The sequence below is a fragment of the Microbacterium resistens NBRC 103078 genome (assembly GCF_001552355.1).
GTDB classification, from domain to species: Bacteria; Actinomycetota; Actinomycetes; order Actinomycetales; family Microbacteriaceae; genus Microbacterium; species Microbacterium resistens.
Window position 1 is genome coordinate 1 of the sequence record NZ_BCRA01000039.1, and the last position, 16,593, is coordinate 16,593.

A 16,593-nucleotide genomic window follows, 5' to 3' on the forward strand; every position below is an offset into this window, starting at 1 on the left:
GTCGAGCGCCTCCGCGGGAGCCGAGGCCAGGGAGGCGACGTAGGACGTGACCCCTTCGGCGAGCAGGTGACGCTCGATCTCGGCGAGCCCCTCCGCGTCCGCGTCGGCGAAGGCGTGCCCGCGGGCGCCGTGCACATGCACGTCGACGAGGCCGGGCGTGACCCACGAGCCGCCGACGTCGATCACCCGCTCGTGCGCGATCCGGTCCTCCCCGGCCGGCCCGCCCGGCACGCGCGGTGTCACGGCGACCACGACGCCGCCCCGCATCCGTATGTCGGCCGGCACGAATCCGCCGCCGACCAGCACCTGCCCGTCGACGACCGCGAGAGCGCCGTCCCCGTCTCGGGACACGGGGTTCAGACCGCCGGCGCGAGGTCCAGCCGGGACGCCGAGGACGCGTCCACGAACAGCGTCGCGTGGGGCGTCTCACGCAGGATCGTCGCAGGGCAGGCGGGAGAGATCGGCTCGGTCACCGTGGCACGGACGGCGTCGGCCTTGCGCGGCTCCGGGGCGCAGACCTGCACGTGGCGCGCCGACAGGAGCGCGGGGATGGTGAGCGAGATCGCCTGAGCCGGCACGTCGTCGATCGTCGGGAAGTGCCCTTCTCCGACCTGCTGGCGCCGTGACTCCGGCCTGAGGGTGATGACCCGCGCCCATCGCGGATCGTCGAAGCGGGCCTCGTGCGGCTCGTTGAAGGCGAGGTGACCGTTCTCCCCGATCCCCATGCACACGAGGTCCAGGGGCTCCGCGCGCAGCAGCCCCTCGTAGCGCGCCGCCTCCGCCTCGGCGTCGCCCTGCCCGCCGATGTACTCGACGCGCGCAGGGCGGAGCGGGTCCTCGATGCGCTCCCGGATCCAGCGCTGGAAGCTCGCCGGATGGTCCTCGTCGATCCCGACGTACTCGTCCATGTGGAAGACGGTCACCGCACCCCAGGGCACGTCCTGCGCGCGCAGCGCATCCGTGAAGGCGTACTGGGAGTTGCCGGTGGCGATCACCACGCGCGCGGCGCCGCGGGCGTCGACCGCGTCCCGGATCACGGCGGCGGCGCGCCGTGCGGCGGCCTCCCCCATCTCCCGTTCGGTGTCGTGCACTTCGACGGCGAGCTTCCCGGCCATGAAGTTCTGTCGTGCAGCCATGACGATCCTTTCGCGATGGACGCGAGGAGGCTCGCGTCGTAGACTCGTTCTGCAATCGCATTCAGCATATGTCATAGTTCTTGCAGAATGGGTCGAAGAAATTGCATCGGATCCCGCGAAGGAGGCCCCATGGCCGATCCGTCCGCCCCGCCCCGCCCCGTCCTCGTCCTGTCCCCGGACGACAACGTCGCCGTCGCGACGACCGACCTCGCGCCCGGGACGACCGCGCCGCTCCCGGACGGCGACGTCCGGATCCTCGATGCCGTCCCGCGCGGCCACAAGGTGGCGATCGCCGCGGTCCCCCGCGGGGCGGACGTCCTCAAGTACGGTCAGCCGATCGGGGTGGCCACCGAGGACATCGCCCCCGGCGCCCACGTGCACACCCGGAACCTCGGGATGCGGGACGCGGGGCAGGAGGCCGAGTTCGGCACCGCCCGGCTCGATCCCCCGTCGTGGGAGGGTCGGCGGCCGACGTTCCAGGGCTATCGTCGCGCGGACGGGCGCGCCGCGACGCGCAACTACATCGGCATCGTCACCTCGGTGAACTGCTCGGCGGCGACGGCGAAGATGATCGCCGACCGCTTCCGTCCGCACGACCTGGAGGAGTTCGAGAACGTCGACGGCGTGGTCGCCCTCACCCATCAGAGCGGATGCGGGCTGATCTCGGACTCGGAGGGCGCCCGGATGCTGCTGCGCACCCTGCGGGGGTACGCCCAGCACCCGAACATGGCGGGGGTGCTGCTGCTGGGGCTCGGGTGCGAGATGCTCCAGCTCGACCTCATCTCCCAGGACCTGGAGGTGTCCCCGGACGTCCTCGTCGAACGGATGACGATCCAGGGCACCGGCGGCGTCCGCGCCACCGTCGAGGAGGGCGTGCGCCGGATCCGCGAGATGCTCCCCCGGATCGACGCCTGGCGCCGCGAGCCGATCGACGCCGGCGAGCTGGTCCTCGGGCTGAACTGCGGCGGCTCGGACGGATACTCCGGGATCACGGCGAACCCGGCCCTCGGCGTCGCCTCCGACCTGCTCGTGGGACTCGGCGGCGCATCCGTCCTCGCCGAGACCCCCGAGGTCTTCGGCGCGGAGCACCTGCTGACCCGACGCGCGGTGTCGGAGGACGTCGGCCGCGCGCTCCTGGAGCGGATCGACTGGTGGCGCGCGTACGCGGAGGCGGGCGGGGGCACGCTCGACAACAACCCGTCGCCGGGCAACAAGGAGGGCGGCCTCACCACGATCCTGGAGAAGTCGCTCGGCGCCGTCGCCAAGGCGGGTCGCACGGAGCTCAGCCACGTGCTCCGGTACGCCGAGCCGATCCCCTCCCCCGGCCTGTCGTTCATGGACACCCCGGGATACGATCCCGTCTCGGTCACCGGGCTCGTCGCGGGCGGGGCCACGGTCGTCTGCTTCACGACGGGACGCGGGTCCGTCCTCGGCTGCAAGCCGGTGCCGAGCATCAAGATCGCGACCAACTCGGCGCTCGCCCTGTCCATGGGGGATGACATCGACGTCGACGCCGGAGGGATCGTGGACGCCGGGCGATCCGTCGACGAGGTCGGCCGCGAGATCTTCGACACGATCCTCCGCGTCGCCTCCGGGGAGAGGACGGCCAGCGAGGAGCTCGGCATCGGCCAGGACGAGTTCGTCCCGTGGCAGATCGGGAGCGTGACGTGAGCGCGCCCGCCGTCGTCCAGCTGTACTCGGTCCGCGAGGGGCTGCGCACGGACGCCGCGGACACGGTCCGGCGTCTGGCGGACACCGGCTTCTCCCGCGCGGAGGGGTACCGGCTCGCCGATCTCCCGGCCCTGCCCGCCCTGCTCGCGGCGCACGGGATCAGCATGCCGAGCGCCCATGAGCGCACGGTGTCGGCCGCGGAGGACACGGATCTCTCCGCCGTCTTCGCCCGGGCCGCCGCCCAGGGCGTGGAACTGGTGATCGACCCCGCGGTGCCCGCCTCGCGCTGGAGGGCCGAGGATGGGATCGCGCGCATCGCGGACGACATGAACGCCGCCGCCGATGTCGCCGCGGCCCACGGCACGAGGCTCGGATACCACAACCACGCCCATGAGCTGTTCGACGCCGGAGACGGCCGCACGGCGCTGGAGCACCTGTCGGATCGGCTAGACGACCGGGTCGCCCTGGAGCTCGACGTGTACTGGGCGATGCGCGCCGGGGCGGACCCGGTCGCGCTGGTCGCCGCGCTCGGAGAGCGCATCGCGGCGCTGCACCTCAAGGACGCCCCTGCCGGCTCGGAGGACGTCGCGGACCAGGTCGCCCTCGGCCTCGGCGACGTGCCGTACGGCGCCTGCATCGACGCCGCACCGCGGGACGCCCTCCGCGTCGTGGAGTTCGACGACACCCGCGGAGACCTGTTCCAGGCCCTCGCCGTGAGCCTCGCCGCCTTGGAGGCCCGGGCAGACGCGTGAGCGCCGTGGGCCGCGTCCTCAGCGGAGCCCCACCCCCACCACCCCGCCCCCACGCCCCGCACCCCGCCTCCACGCACCGCCAGATCAGGCACACGCACCAGAACAGGTACCCCCCGCCCCCACCCGCCTGATCCCGCGCGATCGCCTGACCCCGCGCGGGGCCGAGACGGCGGTGGACGGGGGTGTCAGGGCAGGAGGTGGCCGGCGGCGCGGAAGAGCTCGTACCACTCGGCGCGGCTGAGCACGACGTCGGCGCCCGCGGCCGCGTCCCGCACCCGCTGCGGCGTCGTCGTCCCGAGCACCGTCTGGAAGCCGCCCGGGTGGCGGGCGATCCAGGCCGTCGCGATGCCCGTCGGCGTGACGCCGTGCGCGGCGGCCAGCCGATCGATGACGGCGTTCAGCTCCGCGTACTCGGGGTGGCCGAGGAAGACCCCGGTGAAGAAGCCCGCCTGGAACGGGGACCAGGCCTGGATCGCGATCCCCTCGATCCGGCAGTACTCGACGATCCCCCCGCCGTCGATCACGGTGCTCTGCTCGACACCCGCCATGTTCGCGGCGACCGGCTGCGCGATGATCGGCGCGTGCACGAGAGACAGCTGCAGCTGGTTCGCGACGAAGCGCTGGCGCACCGCCGTGCGCAACAGGTCGATCTGACGCGGCGTGTGGTTGGAGACGCCGAACGCGCGCACCTTTCCGGAGGCCTCGAGCTGGTCGAACGCGCGGGCCACCTCGTCCGGCTCGACGAGCGCATCGGGGCGGTGCAGCAGGAGCACGTCCAGTCGGTCCGTGCCGAGGGCGCGCAGCGAGCCGTCGACCTGGCGCAGGATGTGCTCCGCCGAGAAGTCGAACATCCCCTGCTGCGGAACGATGCCGCACTTGGTCTGGATCGTGATCTCGTCGCGCTCGGCGGGGCTCAGCCGCAGCGCCTCGGCGAAGCGCCGCTCGCAGGCGTGCATCTCGCCGCCGTAGATGTCGGCGTGGTCGAAGAAGTCGATGCCGGACTCCCGCGCCGCGGCGTACAGCTCGCGGATCTGCGTGTCCGTCTTGTCGGCGATCCGCATCATCCCCGCGATCACCGCAGGGGCCGTTCCCGTCCCGAATGCGACCTGTTTCATGCTCTCCCTCTCCTCGGCGTCCCGGCCCATTCTGGCGCGGGACGAGTCGTGACGCGAGGGTCGTTCCGGCGGGTCTGTCCCGTGTCGGTGCCCCGGCGTAGCGTGTGCGGCAGCGGGAGACGGACTCCCGCAGAGGAGGGCGAGCATGGACTGGAAGATCGAGCTCATCTTCGTGCCGGTGACCGACGTCGACCGTGCGAAGGACTTCTACGTGAAGATCGGCTTCCACGCCGACCACGACCAAGTCCCGTTCGAGGGGCTGCGGTTCGTGCAGATGACTCCTCCGGGATCGGCCTGCTCGATCGCGTTCGGCACGGGCCTCGGGCTGGACCTCGAGCCCGGTCGCCAGAACACGATCCAGGTGGTCGTCCCCGACGCCGACGAGGCGCTCGCGCACCTGCGCGGACTCGGCGTCGAGGCGGAGGGCGTCGACGAGCAGGCGTGGGGCCGGTTCGTGCGCTTCGCCGATCCGGACGGCAACACCTGGACGCTGCAGCAGCTCCCGGACCGCTCGGCACAGGTCTGACCCATCCGGGCAGGCCCGGCCGGAGAGGCGCCGGGAAGCGGGCTGTCGGCAACGCGATTGACGTTGTCCGTTCCGCGGAACCGACGGCGGTTACCGTCGAGAGGCGAAGCTCCGCCTCCCCGCTTTTATGCTGACGGGAGGCGCGACGAGACCGCGCGCGTCCTGCCGGAGAAGGACGCGCGCGGTCTCGTCGACGGGCCTCAGTCCTGCCCGGCGTTGTCCTTCGTGACGAGCGTCCCCGGAAGCTCGTACTGCGTCTTCTCCGGCGCAGTGCCGGCGGCGTTCGCCTCGATCAGATCGGCGACCTGCGCCGCGATCGCCTCCCAGTCCTGCTTCACCGTCGCGGTGAACGGGCCGCCCTTCGCGACCTCGGCCAGGGCGAAGTCCTGCCCGTCGATGCCGACGACCGGGACGCCGGTGATGCCCGCGGCCTGCAGCGCCTGCGTGGCACCGAGCGCCGGCTCGTCCCAACCGCCCCAGATGCCGGTCACCGCGTCACCGTGTGCGGAGAGGAGATCCTGCACCGACTTGCGGGCGTCGTCGACGGGACCGGGCACCTCGACGTGCTTGGACTCGAGGATCGTGATGCCCGCCTTCTCGAACACGGCCTTCGCACCGGCGGCACGCTCCTTGACTCCGGGGTGCGGGTCATGCGTCAGCATGACGACCGCGCCCGTGCCGCCCATGGCCTCGATCAGGGCGTTCGCGCTCTGCTCGCCGAGGTCGGTGTTGTCGCTCGTGACGTTGGCCGCGATGCCGTCGGCCTCGGCGGCGTCGATCGCGAACACCGGCACGCCCGCATCCGCCGCGGACTTCAGTCCGAGCGAGACCTGGGTGGGGTCCCCCATGCCGAGCACGATCGCGTCGGGCTGCTGCGCCGCGGCGTTCTGGAACGCGCTGTTGAGCTTGTTCATGTCGCCGGCGGTGTCCTCGACGCTGACCTGCCAGCCCCGGGACTCCGCGTCCTCGGTGAAGAGGTCGATGACCTCCTTGGTGGACGCGTTGCTGAGGTACGGCGTGACGACGGCGATCGTCATGGCGGCGTCGCCGCTGCCCGCCGAGCCGGCCGACGCCGGGCCGGAGCAGGCGGTGAGGGCCAGGCTCGCGGCGGCGACGATGCCGCCGATCAGCGCGAGGGTCCTTGTCTTCTTCATCGTGGGTGCCTTTCGTGGGTGGGTCGGGACGGGTCAGCGATCGCGGAAGGTCGGGGCGAGCGCGTCGTACAGGGCACGGTGGACGGGGATCAGGCGCTCGTATGCGGAGGCCTGGGCGGACGGTCGCGTCACGGTCCCGGCGTCGAGCGTGCCGAACAGCGGCTCCGGCCGGGTCGGCAGTCCGAGGACGGACCCGACGGCCCGGATCGCAGAGTGCGTGCCCGGATCCTCCGCGTCACCCGTGACGATCGTCGCGCCGAAGACGTCAGCGAGGATCTGCCGCCACGCCGGGCTGGACGCCGCCCCGCCGACGAGCGGGATGCGGTGCTGGGCCATGCCGAGCTCGTCGCTGGCGTGGCGCAGCGCGAGAGCCACGCCGGTCAGCACGGCGAGATGGAAGTCGATCGGCTGTGTCGCCTCGTGCACGCCGACGAACGCCCCGCGGAAGTCCGCGTCGCGCACCGGGGTCCGCTCTCCGCCGAGCCCCGGCAGGGCCAGCGGTCGGACGCCGAGCGCCGTCGGATCCGCCATGCGGTCTGCCGCGAGCGCGTCGACCGCCCGGAAATCGAGCCCGGGGAGGAACGTCCGGCGCGACCACTCCGCCGTCGATCCCGCCGACTGCACGGCGCCGATCCGCAGCCGGGTCTCCCATCCGGGCATCACGAGCGAATGGATGGGCGACGGGACCGCGGCCGGGTCCGCCTCGGTGACCGCGGCGAGCCAGCCGGTGGTGCCGAGGTAGACGTAGGCGTCACCCGGTGCGACGCCCACGAGGCCGTCGGTCGCCGAGCCCGCGTCGCCCAGGGCGTGCACGACGGGGATCCCGGCGCGCACGCCGAGCTCGGCCGCCGCCGCCGGGCCGACGCCGCCGATCAGCGCGTCGTCCGACGCGGTCCCCAGGAGCACGGGGAGTTGATCGGCCCGCGCTCCCGTCGAGACGAGGACCTCGGTCAGCCACGTGCGGCGGGACACGTCGAGCAGTCCGGTGGTCGACGCGGTCACGACGTCGCAGGCCGCGACGCCGGTTGCCCGCCAGGCGATGTATCCGGGCGCGCCGAACAGCAGGTGCTCGGCGCCGTCCAGACGGTCCCGGTCGTTCTCGGCGAGCCAGGCGATCTTCGCCGCGACGTTCGTCGGGTCCTGGTGGTTCCCGGTCCGCCCCTCCCAGTCCCCGTGCGCGGCCCGCAGTCGTGCGTGCGCGGCGCCGGCGCGGGTGTCGGAGTAGAGGAGCACCGGGCCCGCGGCGCGCCCGCGGGCGACCGTGATGAGATCCTGCATCTGGCCGGTGACGCCGATCGCGTCGATCCGAGCGCCGAGTCCCGTCTCGGCGATGACCGCGGCGGCCGCCGCCCACCAGTGGTCCGCATCCTGCTCGGCGCGCCCGCCCGGTCCCGTCACGGTCGGGTACCCGGTCTGTGCCCGGGCGAGGACCGTGCCGTCGGAGGACGCCACCGCGAGCTTCACGCTCGAGGTGCCGAAGTCGAGACCCGCGATGACGGTCACGTCAGCGGCGCTTCCTGCTCAGACGGCTGAGGCTGACCGCCAGGACGATGATGAGACCGGTCAGGATCTGCTGCACGTAGCTGTTGACCTGCATGATGTTGAGGCCGTTGCTCAGGACCCCGACGATCCCGAGGCCCACCACCGTGCCTCCGATCGTCGGCTGGCCCGCCCGGGAGAGCGTGATCCCGAGGAACACCGCCGCGATCGAGGACAGCATGAACGGATCCGCGGCGGACGGGTGCGCGGAGGCGAGCCGTGCGGTCAGGATGATGCCCGCGAGCGCGGCGCCGAACCCGGAGACGAGGAACGCGGAGAACCGCACCGCGCGCGTCTTCACCCCGGACAGTCGCGCCGCCTCCGCGTTCCCGCCGACCGCGTACCAGCTGCGTCCGATGACGGTCTTGGACAGGACGAACCAGACGATCAGGGCGACCACGACGGCGATGACGACGGGCACCGGGATCATGCCGAGCCTGCCCTGCCCGAGCCAGACGAACGCGTCCGGGAGACCGAAGACGGTCGTGCCGCTGGAGAGCAGCAGGGCGAGGCCGGAGAAGGAGGTCATGGTGGCGAGGGTCGCGATGAAGGCGGACAGCCCGAGGTAGGCGACGAGGAACCCGTTCACGGCGCCGGCGATCACGCCCGCGCCGAGGCCGATGAGCACCGCCACGGCCGGGTGCATCCCGCCGACCAGCAGTTGCGCGGTGATGACGCCGGTGAGGCTCGCGAGCGATCCCACGGACAGGTCGAAGTCGCCCACCACCATGACCACCGTCTGCACGGCGGCGATCATCGCCAGGATCGCGACCTGCTCCAGGATGTTGGTGAAGTTGAGCGGCGTGAAGAACACCTGCGGCTTCATGGCGGCGAACAGGGCGATCAGCCCGACCAGGCCGATGAGGGTTCCGTAGGAGGCCAGGCGCGCGGGGAGCGCGGCACGCCGCGGCGTCGTCGCCGTGGTCGTCTCGGTCGTTGTCATCATGCGGACTTCCTGTAGCAGAGGTGGAGGATGGACTCTTCGGTGGCGCCCGCCGCCGGGACGACTCCGGTGAGTCGTCCTTCGTGCAGCACGGCGATCTCGTCGGCGAGGCCGAGCAACTCGGGGATCTCGCTCGACACCACCAGGACGGCCACGCCCTCGTCGGCGAGCCGGCGGATCAGCTGGTAGATCTCGGCCTTCGTGCCGATGTCGATGCCGCGGGTCGGTTCGTCCAGCAGCAGGACGCGGGGGCGGCGTTCGAGGTACTTCGCGAGGACGACCTTCTGCTGGTTGCCGCCGGAGAGCTCGTCGACGGGCTGGCGGATCGAGGTCGCCTTGATCTGCAGCTCCGTCGCCCGGCGCTGCGCCGTCTCCCGTTCCCGGGCGCGGCTGAGCACCCCGAGGGTGCTGAGCGCACGGAGGTTCGCGAGGGCGATGTTCGCCTGCACCGAGTCCGTCATGACCAGCCCCTGGCTGCGGCGCTCCTCCGGCACGAGGGAGATCCCCGCATCCATGGACGCGCCGAGCGAGCGCCCGGTGACGTCGGCGTCGCCCAGCCGGACCGTCCCTGCTCGGGCGCGCTGGGCTCCGGCGACGATCTTCAGCAGCTCGCTGCGTCCGGCGCCGGCGAGCCCCGCGATCCCGAGCACGCGACCGGATCGCGCCTCCAGCGTGACGTCCCGCAGCGTGTACCCGGAGAGCCCCTCGACGCGCAGGACGACCTCGCCCGGAGCGTCGGACCGGGGCGGGTACACCTGTCCGTGCTCACGCCCGATCATCGCCGAGACGACGTCGTCGGTGTCGGTCTCCGCGATGGGCTTCGTCCACACGTGGCGCCCGTTGCGCAGGACGGTGGCCGTGTCGGCGAGCGCGAAGACCTCCTCCAGGCGGTGCGAGACGTAGAGGATCGCGGTGCCGGCGTCGCGCAGCGCGCGCAGCACGCCGAACAGCTGCTCCGTCTCCGTGTCGGTGAGGGCGGCCGTCGGCTCGTCGAGGATGAGCACGCGGGCGTCCCGGGCCAGTGCCCTCGCCAGCGCGATCATCGTCTGCTGGACGGCCGACAGCTCCCCGACGGGGACGTTCAGCGGGATCCGCTGCCCGAGGCGGGCGAGCTGCTCGCCCGCGTCGCGGTCGAGGCGGCGTCGGTCGACCAGCCCGCGGATCCCCGGCGGCCGCATGCCGAGGAAGATGTTCTCGGCCGCCCCGAGCGTCGGGACGAGCGTCAGCTCCTGCGGCAGAGCGACGACACCGAGCGCCTGCCCGTCGCGCACGGACTTCAACGACCGCGGCTGTCCGTCGACGAGGAGCTCGCCGGCACTCGTCGCCGCCGCACCGGAGAGCATCTTGATGAGCGTGGACTTCCCGGCCCCGTTCTCGCCGAGGAGGGCGTGGATGCTGCCGGCGTGGAAGTCGAGGGTGATGTCGGACACGACGCGGACGGCACCGTAGTCCTTGCTGAGTCCGCGGGTGCCGAGCACGGCGGTCCGTGTGAGCGTTGACGTCATCGTCATCTCCTGTCGTGAGGGCGTCAGCGGCTTCCGCGCATGAACGGGAGCGAGCTGTCCGCGAGGGCCGTCGCGTCGCGGGAGAGCACCAGCGACAGCCCCCCGTCGTTGGCGTGGCGTTCGGCGGACACGACGACCGTGTCCCCGGCCGTCAGCGCCCGGTCGTCCAGGACCGGGATGCCGTCCGAGCTGAAGGTCAGCCGGGACGAGAGCAGGGCGGACTCGCCGGTCCTGCGTCCGAGGAGCCGGGCGGACTCGTCGTCCAGGCTGGTCGCCTGCACCGTCTCGTGCGCGCGCTCGACCCGGATCCCGTGCGCGTCCTGGAGGACGTCGTAGAGGGAGCGCTCCACGAGCTGGTCCGGCTCGACCCCGCGCGCGAACTCGGGCGGCAGCAGCGAGGTCTGGAGGATGAACGGCACGCCGTCCACGAAACGCAGTCGCACCAGCTCGACGGCCTCGGGCGCGGGCAGCCCCATCCGCTGCTGTTCGAGCGGCGAGATCTCGATCGGCGCGAATCCCAGCACCTCGGTGCTCAGGCGTCGCCCCGACGCCTCGACCTGGGCGGCGAGGCTCGCCAGCCGGCCGAGCGGGAGATGGAACGGGCGACTGCGCACGTACGTGCCCTTGCCCTGCTCGGTCGTCAGCAGGTCCTGCTCCGTGAGGAGCTGGATCGCCTGCCGGACCGTCATCAGCGTGACCCCGAAGCTCTCCGCGAGCTCCTTCTGCGAGGGCAGGGTCTCCCCGGCGGTCAGCTCGCCGTCGGTGATGGCGAGCGTGATCGCGCGGGCGATCGCCACGTACTTCGGCAGTCCGTCGTTGCGGCTGAACGAGATGCGCTGCGGACTCCAGGTCCCCTCCACCGTCATCGGATGACCTCCTCCGCGCTCCGCAGCGTGCGGCCGACGAGGGCCGGTGCGACGGCGTCGACGAGCGCGGTGACGGCCTCGGGCCCCTCCTCCGCGGCGCGGACGAGCTGGGTGCCGATGATCGCGCCGTCCGCACCGGTGGCCATGAGCGACTCGACCTCGTCGGGCCCGCGCACCCCGAAGCCGACGCACACGTGGTAGCGACGCTCGCCGAGGGCCTCGGCGAGCTCGGTGAGCCGCTCCTGCGCCTTCGCCGGGTTGAAGACGCCGCCGGTGCGGAGGTCGGCCGACTGGAGGTAGATCACGGGCTCGTCGATCGCGCTCGCGGCGAGGAGCGGCAGGTCCTCCTGCCGGTAGAGGAACAGCACGGGCTCGATCCCCCGCGCCTGCGCCTGCGCGCCCAGGGCGAGCTGCTCGGTCATGGGGTGCTGCGGGAGGAGGTAGGCGTCGATGTCCGCCGCGACGAGTGCGTCGAAGAACGCGTCCGTGGCGATCCCGTCGAACGTCGAGGCGTAGGCGAGGGCGACGATCGTGTCGTCGTCGGTCGACCGGCTGCGCGCGGCCAGCTCCAGGGCCGCGGGGATCCCGTCCAGGTGGGCGGACGCGCGCTCGGCGGCGGCCTGGATGAGGGGGCCGTCCAGGGCGGGGGCCGGGCCGGGCATGCTGACCTCGAGAGCGTCCAGGCCCGCGTCGAACGCCGCCTGCGCGACGCGGCGGAACTCGTCCGGCGCCGGGAACCCCGCGGGCAGGAACCCCATCAGCATTCCGCGCCGTTCGGAGGCCAGCTGCCCCAGCCGGCGCTTCAGTCGCGTGACCATCGTTCTCCCTCGAACCAACTCTTCTAGAGTACTAGATCACCATAAAGCGACCGGCGCCCCTGCGCAAGCGCGAGTCCGGGACTCTGGCGCGCTCCCGTCGGCAGACGCCCGCATCGCCCAGCGGACCATGGGCACCGCACGCGAATCTCCACGCACGCCGCCTGCCGCACACGACGGATCCGCCCCACCCTCCCGGAGGAGCGTGGGGCGGATCCGTGTCTCTGTCGGCCGTCAGCGGAGGTCGCGGCACAGGGAGGCGCCGGACCTGCACCAGCTTTCTAGAAGTCCCAGTTCTAGTTGAGAAGCGCGGAGTCATGCGGTTCCTGAAGCCCGCTGGCACCTCGTGCCCTCTGCGTGCCCCTCCTGCCACGTGGCCGAGTAGCCACTCCGACAGGACGTCGGCACGCATTTCAGTCCACCTCGCTGGGCCGTGAACACAGGGGTTGCAGTACGTCTCGAACACACTCTAGGTAGCCCCACCTGCAGAACCTCATACGTCTCGAGCGCTAGGAATCGATGAATCAGCTCCCTGGCCTCGGACTGAACATGCCCAGTCATTCGTGTGGCGCGAACGACCAGAGAGGCGAGCTGGTCGCGGCGCCACCGGCCGTAACGCTGTGGACGCCCGACCGCCCGATCCCACTTTGCGATGGCCCCTTCGGGCAGTTCTGCGCTGAGAGCGTCAACGAGTTCGGGGGCAAGTCGCTCGCAAACCTCGCCCCACTCCCTTGACCTCAACGTTAGTTGAGGTTCTACTCTCGGGAGCACCACTGATGACGGCGGTGCGGAGCCAGTATCCGCACCCGCGAACGCAAGGGAAGACGACCTCATGGCTCATGATCCTGAACGCGCCGTCGTGGACGGGAGTTGGCGCGAACTGTTGAGCAGCCGCTACGCGCCCGTCGCCTCTGTTCTTGCCGGAGGAGTCCTGCTCGAGGCGAGCAATGTCTACCTCACCACCAGTCTCCTACCGACGATCGTCGCCGAGATCGGCGGTGCGGAGTTCTACGCGTGGACGATGATGACGTTCCTGCTCGCCTCGGTGGTGAGTGCGATGCTGGTGAGCAGGGTGCTGACTCGGCAGGGGGCGCGTCGCGCATACCTGTTGGCGCTCGGTCTGTTCGCACTCGGGTCCGTGCTGTGCGCGGCAAGTCCGTGGATGTCAGCTCTGTTGTTCGGGCGTGCGGTGCAGGGCCTGGGCGGTGGGCTGCTTGCCGGTCTGGGCTATGCGCTGATCCAGCGTGCGCTGCCGGAGCGGCTGTGGGCGCGCGCCGCCGCGCTGGTGTCGGCGATGTGGGGAGTGGGCAACATCCTCGGCCCGGTGGTGGGCGGTCTGTTCGCTCAGTTCGACGAATGGAGGATGGCGTTCATCGCTCTTGCCGTCGTGACTGCGCTGGTCGGCATCGTCGCGGTTCGCGCTCTTCCCCGCGCCGCGCAGGGACGATCAAGCGACCCGGTGCCGTGGGCTTCCCTCATGCTCCTCGCGGGCAGCGTGGGCGCGGTCGGGATCGCGAGCGTCGTCCCCCACGATCTCGGAAGGGGGGCAGCCATCGCCTCCGGCGTCGTCCTCTGCGGCTGGTTCCTCCGTCACGAGCGTCGTAGCGGCAACGGCATCCTTCCCCGGGCGACTTTCACCTTCGTTTCCGGCCCGTCACTTCGCTGGGTCTACCTGACCGTCGCCGTGCTGGCATTCGCGATCGGGACGGAAGCGTTCATCCCGCTGTTCGGGCAGGAGATCGGCGGCCTGATGCCGTTCGTCGCGGGTCTGCTCGGCGCGGCACTGTCACTGGGGTGGTCCCTGACGCAGGTCGTCGCGGCGAACGCCACCGGCATCCGGTCGCGTCGCGTGCTGATCACGGTCGGCCCCGTGGTCGTCGCCTTGGGGCTGGCAGCCTATGGGCTGCTCCAGCACGACGGGCCATCGACGCTGGTCATCGTGCTCTGGTTCGTCACGCTGTTCCTGGCGGGTTCGGGCATCGGGCTGGGATTCCCGCACCTCACCGTCGCTGCGTTGAGCAGCACGAGAGACGAGGAAGAGGGAGCCAAGGCCGCCGCAGCCGTGAACACCGTGCTCATCATCGCGAGTGCATTCAGTGCCGCGTTCGCCGGAGTCCTCGTCAACATCTCTGCACCCGTCTACGTCGGATCCGCCCACCTCCTGCTGTTCGTCTTCGCCGGCATCACCGCGATCGGCACCTTCATCGCCCGCGGTGCCAGCTGGGGCATCGGCGAGAACTGGCCGTCCGACGTATCAGACACCTCAAACGCCACGAGTACATAAGAGATCCCACGCCAGGTGCTGCCTGTTGACGGGATCTCTACGCGGCCTCCGCTGCGTTGCCCTCAAGTCGCGCTGATCTCGGGTAGGCGTTGGGGGCCGGGGCCGTTCGAGCCTAGCTCGTCGTCGGGGTTGAGCACTCGGCAGCTGCGTAGTGAGACGCATCCGCAGCCGATGCACTCGACCAGTTCACTTTCCATTCGTTCGATTTCTTGGCGTCGTGCTTCGAGGCGGCCTCGCCAGCGTTCGCTGATGTGGCGCCAGTCGGTTTTTCCGGGCATGCGGTCGGTGGGGAGGTCGGCGAAGACTTCGGCGACTTCGGACAAGGGGATGCCCATGCGTTTGGCGACTTGGATGACCGATACTCGACGGATCACGTGGCGGGCGTAGCGGCGTTGTCCACCCGAGGTGCGAGTGGATGTGATGAGCCCTGCCCGCTCGTAGAAGTGCAGTGCTGACACGGCGACGCCCGTGCGCCGCGCTACCTCACCCACGGTGAGCAGGTCGGTCGGAGAAGGCTTCGGGGTGCCCATGGTCCTCCTCAACTTTGGTTGAGGTTGATCCTACTTTGTGAGGCGGCGGGAAGGAACAGACATCCGAGTTGCGGCGAGCTCGGCTTACCGTGCAAGCCTGCCAGGGTCGCAGATCGAAAGAAACACGTTCACCCAGTACGCTTTTGGCATTGGTCGGCATCACTTTCTGGTTGGTCTTGCCGCTGGGAACGAAGCGCCCTGCCGGAGTCGGCGGAGCATACGTGCGTCTCCGAAACCGACCGCGCGAGCGGCAGCTTCTGCGGTCGAGCCCTGCTCCAGCAGGTTCTCCGCGTGCTCCTGCCGGAGCATCTGTTGATACCGGAGCGGCGTCAGCCCGGTCGCAGCCGTGAACGACCTGGTCAGTGTTCGTGGGCTGACGCCCGCGATTCTCGCGAGCCGGTCGAGAGGGAGCGCACGGTCAAACTGCTCGTCGATGTGGTCTTGTACACGGTGGACAAGTTCGTCGACATGCGAGCGATAGCTCAGCAGCACGCTCAGCTGTGCCGCTTCCCCGTTGCGTCGGGCGTACACGACCATATTTCGCGCCACCTGCGCCGCGACCGGCGCCCCCTGCCTACTCGCGACGATGTGGAGCGCCAGGTCGATGCCGCTGGCGATACCCGCCGAGGTCATGACGCGGTCGTCCTCGGTGAACAACACATCCGGAACCACGTGCGCGAGCGGGTACCTGCGACCCAACTCCTGCTGGATGTCATGGTGCGTGGTGCAGCGTCGACCGTCGAGGAGCCCCGCGCGGCCGAGCGCGAGCGCACCGGAGCACACGCTCGCGACCGTGCCCCCGGACGCATGGTGGCCTCGGAGGAACTGCAGTCCTTCTTCGCTCAGCGACCCGGACCCGTCTTCCAGCGGCGCCCGCCAACCCGGCATGATGACAATGTCATCGGGATCGAGTTCGGGCCAGTGCACCTGCGCCTGCAGGACGAGCCCGTGACTGGAGGCGATGACCGGCTGCTCGCCGACGTACGTGAGGTCATAGGCCCCGATCGCAGCCGCGGAGGCGAAGACCTGTGAAGGGCCGGCGAGGTCCAAGAGGATCACGCCGGGCACCAGCACGAAGACGACTCGTGTCATACGGTCGCCGTCGCTGTGCCGATGCGCTCGGCGGTCGTCGTGATCGTCGCGAAGCCCCGCCCGCCGAGGATGCTCTCAGTCCTGCGCATCAGGTCCTCGCCGGACACCGCACCGTACCCGTCACCGGCCTTGATGCCCGAAGTGGTCGTGGCATCGATGACGAACTCGACCTCGAACCCGAGATCGCTCGCGACTCGCGCGGTCGTCTCGCAGCACTGCTCGGTGCGAATACCGCAGATCACCAGACGACGAACACCGCGCGTCGTCAACTGCTGCTGCAGGTTCGTCGTCGTGAACGAGTTGATCGACGTCTTCATGATCCGAACCTCGCCGTCGTGAGGTTCGAGCTCGTCGACCACGCGCACGAACCCGGAGGCAGGGTCGAAGACGCCACCGGTACCCGGCTCCGCGTGAGTTACCCACACGATCAGGTCACCAATGCGTCGCGCGTGCTCAACGAGTTCTGCGATGTTCTCCAGCACCCGCGGGTTCGCGGTCGCGGCCCAGTCGTCGGATCGCTGGCGGAATGACTCCTGCGCATCGATGATAATGAGAGCAGTCTGCGTTGCTTGTGACATGCTCTCATCCTGAACGGCTGCCACGGTGCGCACAAGGCACAATATCGACGCCAAGCGGAACGATCTGGTCAGTCAGAGCCTTGCTTC

Annotated in this window: 15 protein-coding genes and 1 pseudogene; 4 read left to right on the top strand and 12 right to left on the bottom strand. The window is 70.6% G+C overall.

What is annotated here, in order from left to right:
- Together MR1_RS08015 and MR1_RS08020 are read right to left on the bottom strand one after the other, a co-directional pair.
- Positions 1 to 351: pseudogene (locus MR1_RS08015) on the bottom strand (hypothetical protein); the annotation flags it as partial.
- Positions 352 to 356: 5 nt separating this feature from the next.
- The gene (locus MR1_RS08020; RefSeq protein ID WP_067244823.1) at positions 357 to 1,136 is read right to left on the bottom strand and encodes a glucosamine-6-phosphate deaminase; all 780 of its coding nucleotides are present in this window, start codon (positions 1,134 to 1,136) and stop codon (positions 357 to 359) included.
- A gap of 129 nt (positions 1,137 to 1,265) precedes the next feature.
- Here MR1_RS08020 and MR1_RS08025 point away from each other — a divergent pair, with 129 nt between their 5' ends.
- Positions 1,266 to 2,807: a UxaA family hydrolase gene (locus tag MR1_RS08025; protein ID WP_067244826.1), complete on the top strand. Its 1,542-nt coding sequence runs from the start codon at positions 1,266 to 1,268 to the stop codon at positions 2,805 to 2,807.
- The gene (locus MR1_RS08030) at positions 2,804 to 3,559 is read left to right on the top strand and encodes a sugar phosphate isomerase/epimerase family protein (protein ID WP_067244828.1); all 756 of its coding nucleotides are present in this window, start codon (positions 2,804 to 2,806) and stop codon (positions 3,557 to 3,559) included. The genes MR1_RS08025 and MR1_RS08030 overlap by 4 nt, the downstream gene beginning before the upstream one ends.
- Before the next feature lie 185 nt (positions 3,560 to 3,744).
- On the opposite strand, the gene MR1_RS08035 is transcribed toward MR1_RS08030, so the two are convergent.
- Complete coding sequence (locus MR1_RS08035) at positions 3,745 to 4,674, bottom strand: aldo/keto reductase (RefSeq protein ID WP_067244903.1); 930 nt, start codon at positions 4,672 to 4,674, stop codon at positions 3,745 to 3,747.
- A 145-nt stretch (positions 4,675 to 4,819) separates the two neighbouring features.
- Here MR1_RS08035 and MR1_RS08040 point away from each other — a divergent pair, with 145 nt between their 5' ends.
- Positions 4,820 to 5,200: a VOC family protein gene (locus MR1_RS08040; RefSeq protein ID WP_067244831.1), complete on the top strand. Its 381-nt coding sequence runs from the start codon at positions 4,820 to 4,822 to the stop codon at positions 5,198 to 5,200.
- Positions 5,201 to 5,400: 200 nt separating this feature from the next.
- Here MR1_RS08040 and MR1_RS08045 read toward each other — a convergent pair whose 3' ends face one another.
- From MR1_RS08045 to MR1_RS08070, 6 genes are read right to left on the bottom strand one after another with little or no spacing between them, the layout of a single operon-like run.
- Positions 5,401 to 6,354, bottom strand: a complete 954-nt coding sequence (locus tag MR1_RS08045; protein ID WP_067244833.1) for a sugar ABC transporter substrate-binding protein — start codon at positions 6,352 to 6,354, stop codon at positions 5,401 to 5,403.
- A gap of 33 nt (positions 6,355 to 6,387) precedes the next feature.
- Positions 6,388 to 7,857, bottom strand: a complete 1,470-nt coding sequence (locus MR1_RS08050) for an FGGY family carbohydrate kinase (protein ID WP_067244834.1) — start codon at positions 7,855 to 7,857, stop codon at positions 6,388 to 6,390.
- 1 nt (position 7,858) lies between these two features.
- Positions 7,859 to 8,839 (bottom strand): ABC transporter permease, encoded by a 981-nt coding sequence (locus MR1_RS08055; RefSeq protein WP_217996204.1) that lies wholly within the window; start codon positions 8,837 to 8,839, stop codon positions 7,859 to 7,861.
- Positions 8,836 to 10,341: a sugar ABC transporter ATP-binding protein gene (locus tag MR1_RS08060; RefSeq protein ID WP_067244837.1), complete on the bottom strand. Its 1,506-nt coding sequence runs from the start codon at positions 10,339 to 10,341 to the stop codon at positions 8,836 to 8,838. Before MR1_RS08060 ends, MR1_RS08055 begins: the two co-directional genes overlap by 4 nt.
- A 23-nt stretch (positions 10,342 to 10,364) precedes the next feature.
- Positions 10,365 to 11,207 carry a GntR family transcriptional regulator gene (locus tag MR1_RS08065; protein ID WP_067244839.1) on the bottom strand — a complete coding sequence of 281 codons (843 nt, stop codon included), beginning with the start codon at positions 11,205 to 11,207 and terminating at the stop codon, positions 10,365 to 10,367.
- Positions 11,204 to 12,025, bottom strand: a complete 822-nt coding sequence (locus MR1_RS08070; protein ID WP_067244842.1) for a tryptophan synthase subunit alpha — start codon at positions 12,023 to 12,025, stop codon at positions 11,204 to 11,206. The genes MR1_RS08065 and MR1_RS08070 overlap by 4 nt, the downstream gene beginning before the upstream one ends.
- Before the next feature lie 829 nt (positions 12,026 to 12,854).
- Between MR1_RS08070 and MR1_RS08075 the strand changes: the two genes are divergently transcribed.
- Positions 12,855 to 14,306: an MFS transporter gene (locus MR1_RS08075; protein WP_067244844.1), complete on the top strand. Its 1,452-nt coding sequence runs from the start codon at positions 12,855 to 12,857 to the stop codon at positions 14,304 to 14,306.
- Between the two features lie 62 nt (positions 14,307 to 14,368).
- On the opposite strand, the gene soxR is transcribed toward MR1_RS08075, so the two are convergent.
- From soxR to MR1_RS08085, 3 genes are all read right to left on the bottom strand, one after another.
- Positions 14,369 to 14,836: a redox-sensitive transcriptional activator SoxR gene (gene soxR / locus MR1_RS19315; RefSeq protein WP_084344448.1), complete on the bottom strand. Its 468-nt coding sequence runs from the start codon at positions 14,834 to 14,836 to the stop codon at positions 14,369 to 14,371.
- A 159-nt stretch (positions 14,837 to 14,995) separates the two neighbouring features.
- Complete coding sequence (locus tag MR1_RS08080; RefSeq protein WP_067244846.1) at positions 14,996 to 15,928, bottom strand: GlxA family transcriptional regulator; 933 nt, start codon at positions 15,926 to 15,928, stop codon at positions 14,996 to 14,998.
- Positions 15,925 to 16,539, bottom strand: coding sequence for an isochorismatase family protein (locus tag MR1_RS08085; RefSeq protein WP_255218115.1), 615 nt, complete (start codon positions 16,537 to 16,539; stop codon positions 15,925 to 15,927). The genes MR1_RS08080 and MR1_RS08085 overlap by 4 nt, the downstream gene beginning before the upstream one ends.
- Positions 16,540 to 16,593 lie beyond the last annotated feature (54 nt).